We start from the raw sequence: 14,963 nt of genomic DNA, 5'->3' as shown, positions 1-14,963 counted from the left end.
ATATAAATAGATTCAAATGTTTTCAAGAACTCAAGTGTGCTTTTTGCCAGAGGCTTCACTCTCATAGGTCCAGCTAGATCCATGATCAGCCGACATCACAATCTTTTCTATTCAGAACTATGTATATCACTAAGACCCCCTCTACGAATGTCTCCTTCAATAGATGAGAAGTAAATGCGTTTCGTCAGATGCAGGAAGTCTTGATGCGCAAGACCAGATTGACAAGGTCTGGATATTAAAAGGTGGCAATGGAAGATTTGTGCTTCAAGCACTTTCCAAGACGATGAATATTAAGTTAGATAAGAAGAGTGAGGCTCTGCTCAAGGAGATGCTGAGAAAGAACTCTCGTTATGGATCCATAGATTTCATTCTCAATGAGACAGTAGGAATGTTCTATGTCTCAGAGAGGAAGAAAAGGTTTCGTTGAGATCTAATGGCCAACCAAGGCTCGCAGTAGGATATTATTCTGTAATGCTGGGTGGTTAATTATTGTTTTAGTCTATTTTAACTCCGCTTTCTTGAATAAGTTTAAGCGCAGGTTTTAGTAGGGTTTCGTAGTTTTTCCATCCGCCTACTGATTTGTTTCTAATTGGCTTCCTGGCTTGTATAACGCTCGCTGTGTTGACGCTTCTCGTGCTTTTCTCGGGGTGGAGATAGTTATCGTCGAAATCTAGATCTAGCCATCTTAGAAGTTTCCGTAGGTTGTCCTCGGGTGCGTTGACAAATTGGTCGTAGTCAAAAGTGAATATTTTTTCAGGATATCTTTTCTTGTTAATTTGTATTGCTTTCTCCTGTGCCACAAGTACTTTTGCTGAGTCTTCCAGGTTTGCGGTGTAATTATTTCCAGTCGTCAGATTGCTTCTATACATCGAAAGGATATTGTCCATTGGATTTCTGCGACAGTGAATAATCTTGGCTGAAGGCATATGCGCAGTAATCCAATTAATGTAAATAAAATTGTATAATTGTTTGTCAGTTGTGTATTTGTGCTGGGTGTTGTTGATGGGCTCCAGCTGGGAATATACCTCATTAAGATCTTGATGATCAGATTTGCATCCTTTCTGTTGTTGGATCTTTGCTATCGCTTTTTCAAGGGATCTACTCTCCCCTAGGTCTTTGATCTTTGGATTCATGCTCAATATTGTTTCCAACAGAGTGGAGCCGCTTCTGGGCATGCCAATAATAAAAATTCTATCCTTGCCGTAATTCGTATTGATCGCTGATTTTTCGGTGGGGTCGGAGCGTGAAATGCTGAGTGCTATTGCTTGTTGAAGTCTGCTGGCATCGGACGGAAATACTGTCAGCTTATTATAATTTGCTGCCTTCAAGTGCTTAGCGGCTTGGTCGTATTTTTTGAGTTTGTGGAGACAGTTTGATAGTGCAAATTCAATAAATGTTCTTGTCCTCGGAGTGAGATGTGATGTTTTGATTTGTTTGGTGGATTCAATGAGTCCCTCTGCGTCTTTTGCTGTTTCTATTATCTGGCTTAATGCAAAGTACGCTTCGCACTCTTGAGTGTTGCATGCAATCGAGTCAAATAGATATTTTTTGGCTTCTTCGGTCTGCGCTAGTGCCATCTTAATTAGACCAAGTTTGCATAATGCTGCTGATCCTCGAGGTTTGAGCTCGAGTGATTTGAGAGTGGAGGCAAGAGCCTGATCGAGGTTGCCGAGGTCTTTGTAGATGCCGCTCAGGTTGATTAGGGCATCTGGGTTATCAGGATTGAGCTTGAGTGATTTGAGAGTGGAGGCAAGAGCCTGATCGAGGTTGCCGAGGTCTTTGTAGATGCCGCCTAGGTTCATGTGGGCATCGGGGTTATCAGGATTGAGCTCGAGTGATTTGAGAGTAGAGGCAAGAGCCTGATCGAGGTTGCCGAGGTTTTTGTAGATGCCGCCCAGGTTCATGTGGGCAGTGGGGTTATCAGGATTGAGCTCGAGTGATTTGAGAGTGGAGGCAAGAGCCTGATCGAGGTTGCCGAGGTCTTTGTAGATGCCGCCTAGGTTGATGAGGGCATCGGGGTTATCAGGATTGAGCTCGAGTGATTTGAGAGTGGAGGCAAGAGCCTGATCGAGGTTGCCGAGGTCTTTGTAGATGCCGCCCAGATTCATGTGGTATGGGGCGAATGATTGATCAATATCACATGCTCTTTTAACTAATTGTCCGGCGGCGACTAAGTTGCCCTGTTGTTTAGCAATCAAGCCAAGGTTGTTAATTGCTGGTGCGTAATTCTGGTCGATTGAAAGTGCTTCTTTGTAGAGTCTTATTGCTTCCGCGTCGTTTTGTACGGCGTTAAATATATTTCCAATGTCTTTGACGATCTCGGGGTCTTTATTGTCGATCTGATGAGCTTTGGCTAAGCACTGTTGAGCTTTTTCAAATTGCCCCAGGGCAAGAAGTGATTTGCCTGCGTACTTCCACGGAACTAGGCTTTCGGGTTCGCTCTGGAGAAGCTGTTGGCAAGCCTGTAGGCATTCTTGATGGCGTCCAGTGGATGAGAGCTCCTTAATGGTCTGTTGATCCACTGAGTGCCACTGCGCTTGCTTGCGGTCGAATTTAGGTTCATTCAAGGGTTTCGTGGTCACCCACTAAGCCACCTTTCAAGCCACTTGCTCCTCCTCTTAACCCCTCTCCACTCCATCTCCGCAGCGGATCCGTTGCCGTTCAAGTTTTTTGCGAATGCGCGCATTGATGCCCAGTTCAGCACCTCGCCAGAGGCGATTCATTTCACGGGTGAAATGCGCGGCAAGCTTGGGTGAGTGAATCACCAGCAGGGTTTCATCGTTGGTGTGAGCAGCTGAGGGCGACCAGTTGAAGGATCCTGTGATCACTGTTTTGTGATCAATGACGGCGAACTTGTGGTGGAGCTTGTCGCCGCGGGCGAGGCGGGGGGTGCCGATGCCCTTGATCGGAGTGGTCAGGGGTTGATTGCCGGCTTCGAGCTTGCAGAAACGGTCGGGCAGCGCCAGACCCAGCAGGTCCAGAACCTCCGAAAAGGAGCGGCTGGCAAAGCCGGGATCAGCCAGCAAGCGGATTCCCACGCCTGCGTCTTGGCGTTCAGCCAGGACGTTGGTCAGTGACTGCGCTGAGAACACGAACAAAGCCATGTCGATGGTTTGTTGTGCCGTGTCCAGTATTCGGCCAATCAGGTTCAAGCCATGGTCTGCATCCTTTGGGGAGTGCGGTGGGAACAGCACATCGATCCTGATGTCGTCGTGGTGCACGGTCTGAAGAGGTCGACTCTCTTTCCCTCGACCGAAGCGGCTGTCCTTCTGCCCTGAGGGTCCGTCACCCCACATCTGTTCGAACTCTTCGCGGAACACCGCCGCCAGTTCTGCGCTGTCGATGCTCAGCAGATGATTCACGTTGCCCCGGGTTTGGGGTGCCCCGGCATCGCCGTGCAATCCCGAACTGGTGAAGTTGGCGCTTCCTGTCACGACACGCCGTCGGTCCACCACCATGAATTTGTGGTGCATCAGGCCGCTTCCACGACTGCCGTCTTCGGTGTCATCGATGGTCGGCACGCCGCCGCGCCTCAGGATGGCGACCGCGTCACCGTGGAGTCGTTCTTCAGCGCTCAGTGTGCCGTCACGGTTGCGATCGGCGAGTGTCTGGAGTTGATGCAGGCGTTGACGGCCGTGGGCGGGCAGGTCTGTGGGGTGCAGCTCAGTCCAGGGGGTGCTGTAGGTGTTCTCCAGAACCACGTGAACCTTCACTCCGTTCTGGCTGGCCTGCACCAGCGCATCGGCAATGGCGGGCAATGAAAGCTCCTGAACAGCCACCAGCAGTTCCTGCTCTGCACTTTCGATCTGCGCGATCAAGGCTTGTTCGAGGTCATCGCCATTGCGCCATTTCCCCGTCAGCGGATGGCGGTAGCGGTTGCTGTCGCGATGGTTGAAGTGCAGCGTGATGCCATTGGGCATCGCCAGTGGTTCGCCCCCTCGACCCACCACCGTCCCTGGCTGGCTGCAGCTCAACAGCAAGAACGACAGCGCTGATGCTGTGGTGACTCCTGCTTTCAGAGGACGGGGTCGTGGGCGCATCGAGAAACTTCACTCCGGTGAGTGCAGTGTTCCCCTAAGCAAAATCCTGCGCTGGCCTAGTGGGGCATTTCTGCTGTGCTGAGCATGGTCACAAACCAGAGACTGCTGAGCGCCAAGGCCACGCCGACTCCGGCGCCGATTCCCAGTTTCGCCATGGTCAGGGGGACCAAGACGGGAAAGGCCATCGCCCCCGCAAGGGGAGTGATGGCCACAAACCAACGGAGTGTGTTCCGCTTCATTCCCACGGGATCAGAACCACTCAGCCTTGGCTTCGCTGGCGGGGTTGCTGTTGTCTTCCGGTGTCACGCGCTCGAAGTTCAAGGTGATGTTGCGCTTCTGTTCGCCATCGGCGGCAGTGGCTTCGATGGCATAAACCTGCTCACCGTCGCGGAAGGGCACCTGAATGCGGAAGGTTCCTTCGTCCGAGAGGGGAACTTCTTCGCCGCCGATGGTGAGGCAGGCGGAGGGATCGGTAGCGCCGTAGACGATCAGCTCGGCGTCAGCCACCAGCCAGAAGGTGCGCTGGCGTGGAGCAACACCACCCAAGCCTGATTCGTTGCGACCGCTGGCCCATAGTCCGGCGCCCGAATCGCTCAGACCGCGCTGGTCACCAGGCATGGAATCCTGTTCGTGAAGCACTTCCGAACCAACCCTGCGGCTGCGGAAGTGGGTGGTCGCGCTTTGATAAAGGCGCTCGTGCAGACCGCTGTCGCTGGGCTCGGCCGGCGGAGCGACCGGTGCGGGAGCAGGTGCTGCCGCTTCCAGACTGAAGGGAACGAATTGATCGAGGATCTGGTCGCTGGGGTGCAGGGCGGGAACGCGAGCTACCGAGGAGAAGGCCAGGGAGATCCAGTTGCTGCCAGAACGGAAACCGAGCTCGACGCGGTAGTCGCGGTCGCAGAGAGGAACAGGGAGGTACCACTCGGTGCTGTGGCTATCCACAGGCACTTCCTGGAGCGTGTGTGGGTGAGCCGAACCGTTTTGAAGACCGGTGACGTCGGCGAGGCGAAGGCTCAAGTGCGCGGCACCTTCGCTCTGGGCGCGGCGGCGATCGGTATCGGAGATCTCCCAGAACACATAAGCCCATTGGGGATCCCGGGGGAGAAACACCACTCGGGTTGTCGACTGAGACTGGGAGGGTGGTGTGAGTTCTGCCTCGATGGCTTTGAGGTCTCCACCGCGTCGTTCCTGCCGCTCGGCAATCGCTGAGACCAGATCTTCCTTGCTCTTGCGGCTGTAGAGAGTCACGCCGAGATCACTAGCCATCTGACGCAGCTGACGCAGGGTCATGCGGGCGAGGGATGTGATGGCTTGCGTCACGTTCGAGCTACCGGGTTTCTTTGGGATCAGTTTGCTGGCAATTGTTCTTTTTCAGGGCGCTAAGAGCCCCGTGGTCAGCATCTTCTGACGGCAATGCGCTTGTAGGACCAGTCGTGGACACAAAAAAAGGAGCCCTGAGGGGCTCCTTTTTGAAGGGGTTGAGCTGGGTTGGACTCAGCGACCGATGCTGCGGAACGGAACTTTGGAGAGGTAATCGATGTCGGCGCTCCCAGTCGGTGAAGCTCCCATTCCGGGGGCCATGCCGCGGACCCAGGGGAGATAGTCCTCGGTGTAACCGCCGCGCTTGCGATTGGCGCGCTCGGGCAGGGTCTTGGCGGTGCCTGTGTAGACGATCTTCGGGAAGCCCAGGATTCCGCGGTAGTACTCGTCGTAGCGAGGTGTGGTGATGTTGAAGGGGGTCTCGCCGAGCTCGCGTCCGGGAAGAACGCGATTGCGCTGATAGGGCACGGTGTCGTAACCGAAGGCGCTCAGGTATTCATCGCTGTCGAGGAGGGTGTCGACCATGCCTTCGATGCCCTGGGAGGCAATCACGATGGACCAGGCAATCTCTTCTGATTGGCCGTGGGTCTTGCGGCCAAGAATTTTCTGCACAAGGTGGCGCACCACCTTGTAGTTGGAGTTGAACCCGTAGAAGGTCCGCTTGAAGGTGTCGGAGAGGCAGAGCCCGCGAATGAAATCGCGGACCGTGATCTGTCCGTTCCGAAGCTGGGATTCGAGGAAGGCGTCGCGGTCGCTCTTGAACGCGTGGAAAAACACCTGGCGGTACGCCGACTCGATCACGGTCTCAACGTTGTCCGCATCCATGGCGATGTCCATCTGCTGAGAACGCTCGTTCTCGTCGGATGCAACGCGGATGGGAGCTACGCGATTGTTCTGCGTGGTCGGTGCGTACTGCAGGAGAGGAAGAGCCACGCTGTTCGGAACACACTGCAGCGATCGTAGAAGTGTGAATGAACGTGCTCCCCGTGGCTCCCCGGGCTACTCACAGTCCGTAACAGTGGACACTCACCATCCGAAGGGTGAAGTCACAGCTGTTGACAGAGCACTCTCACCGCTTGAGCCGTCGTCCTTCAATCGGGTCTCAACACAGAAGGAGGCGTTGTTGGACAGGCCTTCAACCGTGCTCGACCGAATCCGCACATCCGCTCCCGAGAAGCTGAAGCGTTCCCACACGGTCATCATCTCGTAGCTGGTGCAGAGAATCAGACCATCCCGGTCGTCCATGCTGAACGTGGATGTGGCAGGGGCTTTTTCTGCGTAGCCCTGATCCCTGAGCATGGTTCCCGATCGTGCGGACGCGCTGTCGCCGATCAAGGCAAAGCAGGTTTCACCGTCATGGGCATCCCCATCGCGATCCCATGCCATGGACGCGCTCCAGCGCACATAGCTTCCTCCGATGATCCGACCGGGATCCTGATCGTGCTGACGGGCCATATCCAGCAACCGTGCATCATCGATCTCCAGATCTTCCACCACAATCAGAGATCCGCCGGCTTCGGCGCGACGGTGCAGTAGATGGTGCACGCTGCGCTGGGACCGCCAGCTGCCGCAGCTCAGGCGGAAGAAGGTCGGCGCGTCGGGGATGTCCAGGGTCATCAGCGGCGGATCCAATCCTCTGGATGATCGCAGGACGCAGTCATCAATGTGACGTCTGCATGGCGTGGCAACACTTAGTGGGAGCTCTCCAGCCGTTGCCTGCTGGCCTTTTCGCTATGGCGGATGAGGTTGTCCAAGCTGAGCTCGAGCGGGCTGATGCCCAGGCCGCTCGCCACATCCTCCAGTTGAGTCGCGATGACTGTGAATTGCATCATCAGCAGCTCCATGAAGTCAGGGTCGTCGGCCAATTGCGGCTGTTGCTCGCACCAGCTCTGCCAGCGCTGACGGTTGGGCAGCGGTCCCTGCTGGAGAGGGCTGGCCATTTGTTGGAACGTGGCCAGGCAATGGGCCTGCAGCCTGAGGTGGTGACGATCCAGCGTGGGGAGAAGGGTGGCCTCGATCGCTTCGATCTGTTGACGGGTCAGAGGTCCTGTTGCCGGTATGGCGCCACTGCTCATGAGTGCAGGTCGGATGAGGGCTGGTGGAGCGGATTGACCTGGGGGCTGATCAGAAAACCACAGGAGTGCCCGGATTCCAGTCGCCAGTGAATCCGCTCCACTCTGCAGTCCTGAAAGGTCATGCGAATCACCTGTAATTCCTGATCACAGACCGCTGGATGCTCTTCGGCAATGCGCTGGACGGAGCAGTGGTACTCGTTGATGCACCAGCCGGATCCTTCGGCAGCTGGCACCATTTCGCTGACATAGCCCTCGTCGCTGCGCAGTTGAACCAGGGTGCGGATGCGTTCCTCGAGGGAGCCTTCGCCTAATTGGCGTCTGTAGAGGTCTGCTTTGTGCAGAGCCTGGCTGTTGAGCAGGGTGACCAGGGTGTCGGGCGGGAGGCTCGTGACCATCGACTCCAGCAGGTCAAGAGCGAAGGTTTCGCTGCCGTCCGGAAAGTGCTGATGTCCCTGTTTCGTCAGTCGCCATTGGTTGGAGGGGCGACCCGGTCCTGCCGACACCGCACGCGATTCCACTAACCCTTCATCTTCGAGCGTGCGCAGATGCCTGCGCATGGCTTGCACGGAAATGTTCAGCTGATCCGCAAGAGCGGACGCACTGACCTGACCCTGCCTCAGAAGCAGGGTCAGCGTCGCTTCACGTGTGGGAGCTTGCGCGGACGCACCCATGGGACCGGGACGATACGGTCACGATGCCACGGGATTCGGGCAACTGCCTTGGATCATGATTCAGATCCTGTTGAGAGCTGGATCGGTCGTCATCGAGGATGCGATTGGGATCCAGGGTCCGTCACAATGTTCTCGACGTCGGGTGCCTGATCTGTGCCCTAGGCTTCGAATACGAAACCCATCTGTTTCGTATCTCCCCGGCTTCGTTCCTCTGCCAGTTTCGTTGTCATGACTGAGTCCCCTGCGGGCAACCAAGAACCGACCGCGGAGAGCCTTGAAGTGATCCGCAAGTTCGCTGAGACCTATGCCCAGCGGACTGGGACCTACTTCTGCAGCGATCCCGGTGTGACGTCTGTGGTGCTGAAGGGTCTTGCGCGTCACAAGGATGATCTGGGTGGCGCGCTGTGTCCCTGCCGCCATTACGAAGACAAAGAGGCTGAGGTGTCACAGGCCTTTTGGAACTGCCCTTGTGTGCCAATGCGAGAGCGCAAGGAATGCCATTGCATGCTCTTCCTGACTGAGGACAACCCCTTCCGTGGTGAGGAGCAGACGATCGCCACTGAAACCATCCATGCCACTGCAGGCTGAGTGACATGACATCCACCTCCACCCGTGATCTCGTCAGCCAGCCGTATAAATACGGCTTCGTTACCGAGATTGAGACCGACAAGATCGCCAAAGGTCTCAGCGAGGAGGTGGTGCGTGTGATCTCTAAGAAGAAGGAAGAGCCCGATTTCCTTCTTCAATTCCGCCTCAAGGCTTTCCGGCATTGGTTAACCCTTGAAGAGCCGGATTGGGCTGAGCTGGGCTACGACCCGATCGATTATCAGGACATCGTTTATTACGCAGCTCCCAAGCAGCAGGAGAAAAAAAACAGCCTCGATGAGGTTGACCCCAAGCTTTTGGAAACGTTCGATAAGCTCGGGATTCCGCTGAGTGAACAGAAGCGCCTGAGCAATGTGGCCGTGGATGCTGTCTTTGACAGCGTCTCCATCGCCACGACTTATAAAGAGAAGCTCGCTGAGCATGGAGTTGTCTTTTGCTCCTTCAGTGAAGCTGTGAAAGAGCATCCCGCGCTCATTGAGCGTTATCTCGGCACGGTTGTTCCCAGCAATGACAACTACTTCTCCGCGCTGAACTCTGCTGTGTTCAGTGATGGATCCTTCGTCTTCATTCCAAAGGGTGTGGAATGCCCCATGGAGCTTTCCACCTATTTCAGGATCAATTCAGGTGATACCGGTCAGTTCGAGCGCACCTTGATCGTCGCGGAAGAAGGTGCCTCGGTGAGTTACCTGGAAGGTTGCACAGCTCCGATGTTTGACACTAATCAGTTGCATGCGGCGGTGGTTGAACTCGTGGCTCTTGATGATGCATCGATCAAGTACTCCACCGTTCAGAACTGGTATGCCGGCGACGAGAACGGCGTCGGCGGTATCTATAACTTTGTGACCAAGCGTGGTCAGTGTCGTGGCGATCGAAGTCGGATCAGCTGGACGCAAGTGGAGACCGGATCAGCCATTACCTGGAAATATCCCAGCTGTGTCCTGCAGGGCTCCGACTCCGTCGGAGAGTTTTATTCCGTGGCGTTAACCAATAATCGTCAGCAGGCCGACACCGGCACAAAAATGGTCCATATCGGACCGCGCACTCGCTCCACAATCGTGAGTAAAGGCATCAGTGCCGGGCAGTCGAGCAACAGCTATCGGGGTTTGGTGCAGATGGGGCCGAAAGCCAAGGGTGCACGCAATTACAGTCAGTGCGATTCGATGCTCATCGGCGATCAGGCTGCGGCCAATACCTATCCATACATTCGTTCGCAGCAGCCTCAGGCTGCCATCGAGCATGAGGCCAGCACCTGTCGCATCTCCGAAGATCAGCTGTTTTATCTCCAGAGCCGAGGCATCGGTTTTGAGGAGGCGGTTTCGATGATGGTGAGTGGCTTCTGTCGCGATGTGTTCAATCAATTGCCGATGGAATTTGCTGCTGAAGCTGACAAGTTGTTGGCGCTCAAGCTTGAGGGTTCTGTGGGCTGATTCTTCCTCGTCCCATCCCTATTCGTTGTCTTTGATTTCTTTTTTACTTCCGTGATTCGCCCAGACGCCGAGTTGCTTCTTGACATCACCGACCTGCATGCATCGGTGGAAGACAAGCCCATTCTCAAGGGTGTGAATCTGCAGCTGCGAGCCGGCGAAATTCATGCCGTCATGGGTCGTAATGGCAGCGGCAAAAGCACTTTGTCGAAAGTGCTTGCAGGTCATCCCGCTTATCGCGTTACGGCTGGATCTGTGCGCTATCGCGGCCAGGATCTTTTTGACCTGGAGCCTGAAGATCGTGCCCGTCTCGGCGTCTTCCTGGGATTCCAATATCCGGTTGAAATTCCTGGCGTCAGCAACCTTGAATTTCTGCGCGTCTCCACCAATTCCCGGCGTGACAAGCAGGGGCAAGAGGAGCTCGACACCTTTGATTTCGAAGATCATGTGCGCGAGAAGCTCAAGGTGGTCCAAATGGATCCAGCTTTCCTAGAGCGCAGCGTGAACGAAGGCTTCTCCGGCGGAGAGAAGAAGCGCAATGAAATTCTTCAGATGGCTCTACTTGAGCCTGTCGTGGCCATCCTTGACGAAACTGATTCGGGCCTAGATATCGATGCCCTGCGCATCGTGGCCGGTGGTGTGAACCAGCTGGCGACTGAAGACAACGCCACCTTGCTGATCACCCACTACCAGCGTCTACTCGACGAGATCACACCGGATTACGTGCATGTGATGGCAGCGGGGCGAATCCTGCGCACCGGTGGCCGTGAACTGGCACTCGAGCTTGAGGAAACTGGGTACGACTGGGTTGATCAGGAACTGGCTGCTCAGGGGGTGGCCTGACGATGGCAAATTGTGTGCTCGCACCGGTGCAGGAACGCGGTCGTGCAGCCCTTGAACGCCTTGGTTTGCCGACTCGGCGTCAGGAACCCTGGCGACTGACAGATCTCAAGCGGCTTGAATCGCTGGCGGCGTTGCCGCTGAGCGCAGATGCCAGCGGCGGATCCTTGCCGTCCAGTGCCGATGGTGTGGTGCGTGTCGTCCTCGATGGTCAGTCCGACCCTCTTGAAGGCGTGACGTTGCCGGCCGGCATCAGCGTCCTCTCCGAGGCAGAGCTCAGGCAGGCTCTCGGACACACTCTTGACCGCTGTGGATGCGCTGAGTCCTGGCCTGTGGAGTTCAACCACGCCAGAAGCCGCCAGGTGCTGGCTCTGCGCATCCGCGGTCATGTGCCCCCGTTGGAATTGGTGCTGTCTGGTGGCGATGGACTCACAGCAACGCGCGTGCTTCTTTTGCTCGAGGAGAAAGCTTCGCTTGATCTGCTGGAGGTGGTGCTCGCTGACGGGACCAATGCGCACAGTCATGTGATCGAAGCCCACCTGGGTCAGGAATCTGAGCTGCGACACGGCTTCCTGGCGACGTCTGGCGGATCCTCCTCTTTGCTGACCCATTGCGCTGTGGAGCAGGAACCCCGCAGCAGCTATGCCTTCACTTCAGTGGTGCAGGGCTGGTTGCTCGGCAGGCTGGAACCGCGCGTCGTTCAGGTGGATGGTCAGGCCTCCACCACCATCAAGGGGCTGGCGGTCACCAGTGCAGAGCAGCAGCTCGCCACCCACACATCGGTGCGCTTCAACGGTCCTGAGGGGGAGCTGGATCAACTGCAGAAATGTCTGGCTGCTGATCGCTCGCACACCATTTTCAACGGTGCGATCAACGTGCCTCGCGAAGCGCAGCGCACCAATGCGGCGCAGCTCAGCCGCAACCTTCTCCTTTCCGATCGCGCCAGGGTCGACACCAAGCCTGAGCTGGAGATCGTTGCTGATGATGTGCGCTGCGCCCACGGCGCGACGGTGTCGCAACTGCAGGAAGACGAACTCTTTTACCTCCAAAGCCGGGGCATCGGTGCTTCCGACGCAGCAGCGTTGCTGTTGCGTGGTGCTTGCCAAGAGATCATCGGGCAGCTTCCTGAGGCGGCTCAGGTCTGGAGCCCGCTGGAGCGGGTCATGGAAGGACTGAGCTCATGACGCTGATGCAATCAGCACAGTCGCAGGCGGATCTCGGCGCATTGCTGGCCCGGACGCGTGCTGATTTTCCGATCCTGGATCAGCAGGCTGCGGATGGGCGAGCGCTGGTCTATCTGGATCACGCTGCCACCAGTCAGAAGCCTCGTCAGGTGCTTGAGGCACTTCAGCACTACTACGCCGCCGATAACGCCAACGTGCACCGTGGTGCTCATCAGCTCAGTGCCAGAGCCACCGAATCGTTCGAAGGAGCCCGCTCCACCGCCGCTGATTTCGTCGGTGCCGCCAGCGCCAGTGAAATCGTCTTCACCCGCAATGCCACCGAGGCGATCAACCTTGTCGCCCGCACCTGGGGTGATGCCAATTTGCGCGAAGGCGATGAGGTGCTGCTCACGGTGATGGAGCACCACAGCAACCTGGTTCCCTGGCAGCAGCTGTCTCAGCGCACCGGTTGCGTGCTTCGTCACGTCGGTGTCACCGAGACCGGCGAGCTGGATCTGGATGATTTCCGCGCCAAGCTCAGCACGCGAACCCGGCTGGTGAGCCTTGTGCACATCAGCAATGCCCTGGGCTGCTGCAATCCGCTGGAAGTGATCATTCCCGCGGCCCATGCCACCGGTGCGCTGGTGCTTGTGGATGCCTGCCAGAGCCTGGCGCACAAGCCCATCAACGTGGCGTCCCTCGGTGTTGATTTCCTCGTGGGCTCCTCCCACAAGCTTTGCGGACCCACCGGGATGGGCTTCCTGTGGGCACGCCAATCGTTGCTGGAGGCGATGCCACCCTTCCTCGGCGGCGGCGAAATGATCCAGGACGTGTTCCTGGATCACAGCACCTGGGCGTCTCTGCCTCACAAGTTCGAGGCAGGCACCCCAGCTATCGGTGAAGCCGTGGGTATGGGTGCGGCGATCCGTTACTTGCAGTCCATTGGTCTGGACACCATTCAGGCCTGGGAAGCCCAGCTCACGGGGCATCTGTTTGAACGGCTGCAGTCTATTGACGGCTTGCGCATTCTCGGTCCGACGCCTGATCAGCAGCCCGGTCGTGGCGCCTTAGCCACCTTCCTGGTTGAGGGTGTGCATGCCAATGACATCGCCGCCATGCTCGATCTGGCTGGCATTTGCATTCGCAGCGGTCATCATTGCTGCCAGCCGTTGCATCGCCACTACAACGTGACGGGTTCTGCGCGGGCCAGTCTCAGTTTCACCAGCACGGTGGATGAGATCGATTGTTTTGCGGATGAACTTCAGAGCGTGATCGCTTTTTTCCGCGAGCACGCCTGAAGCATTGGCTCGGTCATCACGCCGGCGCGTCGCTGTTGGTGCGACGGCGCCCAAGTCGCAGGCCAAACAGCAGGGAAGCCATCGTCAGCACCATTGCTGCGGCGCTGAACCGAGGTAGCCCCCAGCTGACGATCAGCAGCGGTGAGAGTGCGGTCACCAATCCTCCACCCAGGAAGGGTTCAAACAGCAGTTGTTTAAAGGAAAAGGCTTCCATTGCCCTGCTGCGTCCCCATGGATCGGCCATGCGCAGCAGCAGCAGTCCCGTGGCGGTCACACCGGTCCCCTGGCCGAAATCGGCGATGCCTCGTTCGAACCAGTGATCGCGGAAGATGCGTGGTGCCAGCCAGAGGAAAGCGCAGACGTTCCAGCTCAACCCCGCGATGGCAAGGGCCAGGAAGGGGATCCAGTTGTCTTCGAGCAACGGCAGGTTCAGGCTCGCCATCGCCGCCGTGATCAGCAGATCCATGGCGAGGGATCCCACGCTGGCCTGAGCCACTGCAGACACCAGCTGCGTCTGACGGGTGCGTTGCAGGATCACCTGCACGATCAGGCCTCCCACCATGGTCAGAGGAAACACGGGGATGGCCTGGAGAAGCTTGGCCGTTTCAGGGCCACCGAACACGCCCCCCAGTCCGGTCAGACTGGCTTTGAGAAGAATGCCCAGACCGACTGCACCTCCTGCCAGTGCCACGTTCACGGTCAGGGAGTCGATGGTCATCGACTGGGCTGATTCCGGCTGGATCGTGCCCGCCGCACGTTCCAGATTCAGACGCTCATCGGCGGAGATCGGGTCTTGGTCGGTGCTCTTCAAGCCCTGGTGCGTGCTTCCGGTGGCGGCGGCGTCATTTGGATCTCCACTCACCAGCCAGTTGCGTCCGCGTCCGATCACCACGAGGGCGCTCCCCAGCAGAACGGCCGTCAGCACGCCCACGGTTGCCATGGCCAGACCCAGCGTTTCGCCAGCGGGAAGGCCGAGTTCACTGAAGGTCGCTCCCATCCCTGCCGCCGTGCCATGGCCGCCTTCGAAACCCACTTCGATCAGCGCCGCCATCAAGGGATTCGTTCCGAACAAGGGCTGGAGCACCAGCAGCACCAACAGACCTCCCACCAGGTACTGGCCGAAGCCGAGCACCATGCCGAAGGCGGTCTGTCCCGCCGCCCGATTCCAGATCACGCGAGGGCTCGGCAAGGTTTGGCCGAGGAACAGCGTCGCGAACACCAGTGAAATCAACACCCCCGGCGTCTGACTCCAGATCCGGTACACCCGTTCAGGAAAGACGGACCAGGGGCCGAAAGGACCAATTAACAATCCGAGGAGTCCCGCCACGAGGGCTTCCGGAATGCCGAGAACCCTCAGCCAACGCAGTCTTTGGCGTAGGGCCATGCCCAGGAGCAGCAGCAGGCTGAGCCCCGAGAAGGCCACGAGAACATCAAACAGCTTGAGCTCCAAGCCCGCATTGCAAGTGTGGGCAGGTTGCCATCTCCCGTGCTGCCCTGGTCGTGGCGCGAAGCGAGGAGGCAAATTG

14 protein-coding genes are annotated in these 14,963 nt (G+C 57.2%); 5 read left to right on the top strand and 9 right to left on the bottom strand.

Translation table 11 applies throughout. The annotated features are described in order from the left end of the window. Window positions 1-494 precede the first annotated feature (494 nt). From SynNOUM97013_RS11435 to sufR, 8 genes are all read right to left on the bottom strand, one after another. On the bottom strand, window positions 495-2,522 hold the full coding sequence (locus SynNOUM97013_RS11435; RefSeq protein WP_186479896.1) for a tetratricopeptide repeat-containing sulfotransferase family protein: 2,028 nt from the start codon (window positions 2,520-2,522) through the stop codon (window positions 495-497). Between the two features lie 96 nt (window positions 2,523-2,618). After that, entirely contained in the window at window positions 2,619-4,040 is a 1,422-nt protein-coding gene (locus SynNOUM97013_RS11430; RefSeq protein ID WP_186479895.1) for a phosphatidylserine/phosphatidylglycerophosphate/cardiolipin synthase family protein, read from the bottom strand. A 56-nt stretch (window positions 4,041-4,096) separates the two neighbouring features. Beyond that, window positions 4,097-4,279 carry a hypothetical protein gene (locus SynNOUM97013_RS11425; RefSeq protein WP_186479894.1) on the bottom strand — a complete coding sequence of 61 codons (183 nt, stop codon included), beginning with the start codon at window positions 4,277-4,279 and terminating at the stop codon, window positions 4,097-4,099. 10 nt (window positions 4,280-4,289) lie between these two features. Beyond that, window positions 4,290-5,360, bottom strand: a complete 1,071-nt coding sequence (locus tag SynNOUM97013_RS11420; protein WP_186479893.1) for a DUF4912 domain-containing protein — start codon at window positions 5,358-5,360, stop codon at window positions 4,290-4,292. A gap of 174 nt (window positions 5,361-5,534) precedes the next feature. After that, on the bottom strand, window positions 5,535-6,293 hold the full coding sequence (locus SynNOUM97013_RS11415) for a phycobilisome rod-core linker polypeptide (RefSeq protein WP_186479892.1): 759 nt from the start codon (window positions 6,291-6,293) through the stop codon (window positions 5,535-5,537). A gap of 93 nt (window positions 6,294-6,386) precedes the next feature. Further along, complete coding sequence (locus SynNOUM97013_RS11410) at window positions 6,387-6,977, bottom strand: phycobiliprotein lyase (RefSeq protein WP_186479891.1); 591 nt, start codon at window positions 6,975-6,977, stop codon at window positions 6,387-6,389. A 74-nt stretch (window positions 6,978-7,051) separates the two neighbouring features. Continuing rightward, on the bottom strand, window positions 7,052-7,435 hold the full coding sequence (locus SynNOUM97013_RS11405) for a hypothetical protein (RefSeq protein ID WP_186479890.1): 384 nt from the start codon (window positions 7,433-7,435) through the stop codon (window positions 7,052-7,054). Then, a complete protein-coding gene (gene sufR / locus SynNOUM97013_RS11400) occupies window positions 7,432-8,106 on the bottom strand; it encodes an iron-sulfur cluster biosynthesis transcriptional regulator SufR (protein WP_186479889.1) in 675 nt (224 codons plus the stop codon). Before sufR ends, SynNOUM97013_RS11405 begins: the two co-directional genes overlap by 4 nt. Before the next feature lie 228 nt (window positions 8,107-8,334). Here sufR and SynNOUM97013_RS11395 point away from each other — a divergent pair, with 228 nt between their 5' ends. The 5 genes from SynNOUM97013_RS11395 to SynNOUM97013_RS11375 are packed head-to-tail and all read left to right on the top strand — an operon-like array spanning window position 8,335 to window position 13,437. Then, window positions 8,335-8,694, top strand: coding sequence for a ferredoxin-thioredoxin reductase catalytic domain-containing protein (locus SynNOUM97013_RS11395; RefSeq protein ID WP_186479888.1), 360 nt, complete (start codon window positions 8,335-8,337; stop codon window positions 8,692-8,694). A 5-nt stretch (window positions 8,695-8,699) separates the two neighbouring features. Next, window positions 8,700-10,139 carry a Fe-S cluster assembly protein SufB gene (gene sufB, locus SynNOUM97013_RS11390; protein ID WP_186479887.1) on the top strand — a complete coding sequence of 480 codons (1,440 nt, stop codon included), beginning with the start codon at window positions 8,700-8,702 and terminating at the stop codon, window positions 10,137-10,139. A 51-nt stretch (window positions 10,140-10,190) separates the two neighbouring features. Further along, a complete protein-coding gene (sufC, locus tag SynNOUM97013_RS11385) occupies window positions 10,191-10,979 on the top strand; it encodes a Fe-S cluster assembly ATPase SufC (protein ID WP_186479886.1) in 789 nt (262 codons plus the stop codon). A 2-nt stretch (window positions 10,980-10,981) separates the two neighbouring features. Next, entirely contained in the window at window positions 10,982-12,160 is a 1,179-nt protein-coding gene (sufD, locus tag SynNOUM97013_RS11380) for a Fe-S cluster assembly protein SufD (RefSeq protein ID WP_186479885.1), read from the top strand. Further along, window positions 12,157-13,437, top strand: a complete 1,281-nt coding sequence (locus SynNOUM97013_RS11375; protein WP_186479884.1) for a SufS family cysteine desulfurase — start codon at window positions 12,157-12,159, stop codon at window positions 13,435-13,437. The genes sufD and SynNOUM97013_RS11375 overlap by 4 nt, the downstream gene beginning before the upstream one ends. Window positions 13,438-13,453: 16 nt before the next feature. Here SynNOUM97013_RS11375 and SynNOUM97013_RS11370 read toward each other — a convergent pair whose 3' ends face one another. After that, on the bottom strand, window positions 13,454-14,887 hold the full coding sequence (locus SynNOUM97013_RS11370; RefSeq protein WP_255442769.1) for a sodium/glutamate symporter: 1,434 nt from the start codon (window positions 14,885-14,887) through the stop codon (window positions 13,454-13,456). Window positions 14,888-14,963: the final 76 nt, after the last annotated feature.

This window comes from Synechococcus sp. NOUM97013 (assembly GCF_014279815.1).
Classification (GTDB): domain Bacteria; phylum Cyanobacteriota; class Cyanobacteriia; order PCC-6307; family Cyanobiaceae; genus Synechococcus_C.
Note: the sequence above shows the minus strand (reverse complement) of the source record. Positions and strands in the feature narration are given on the sequence as shown.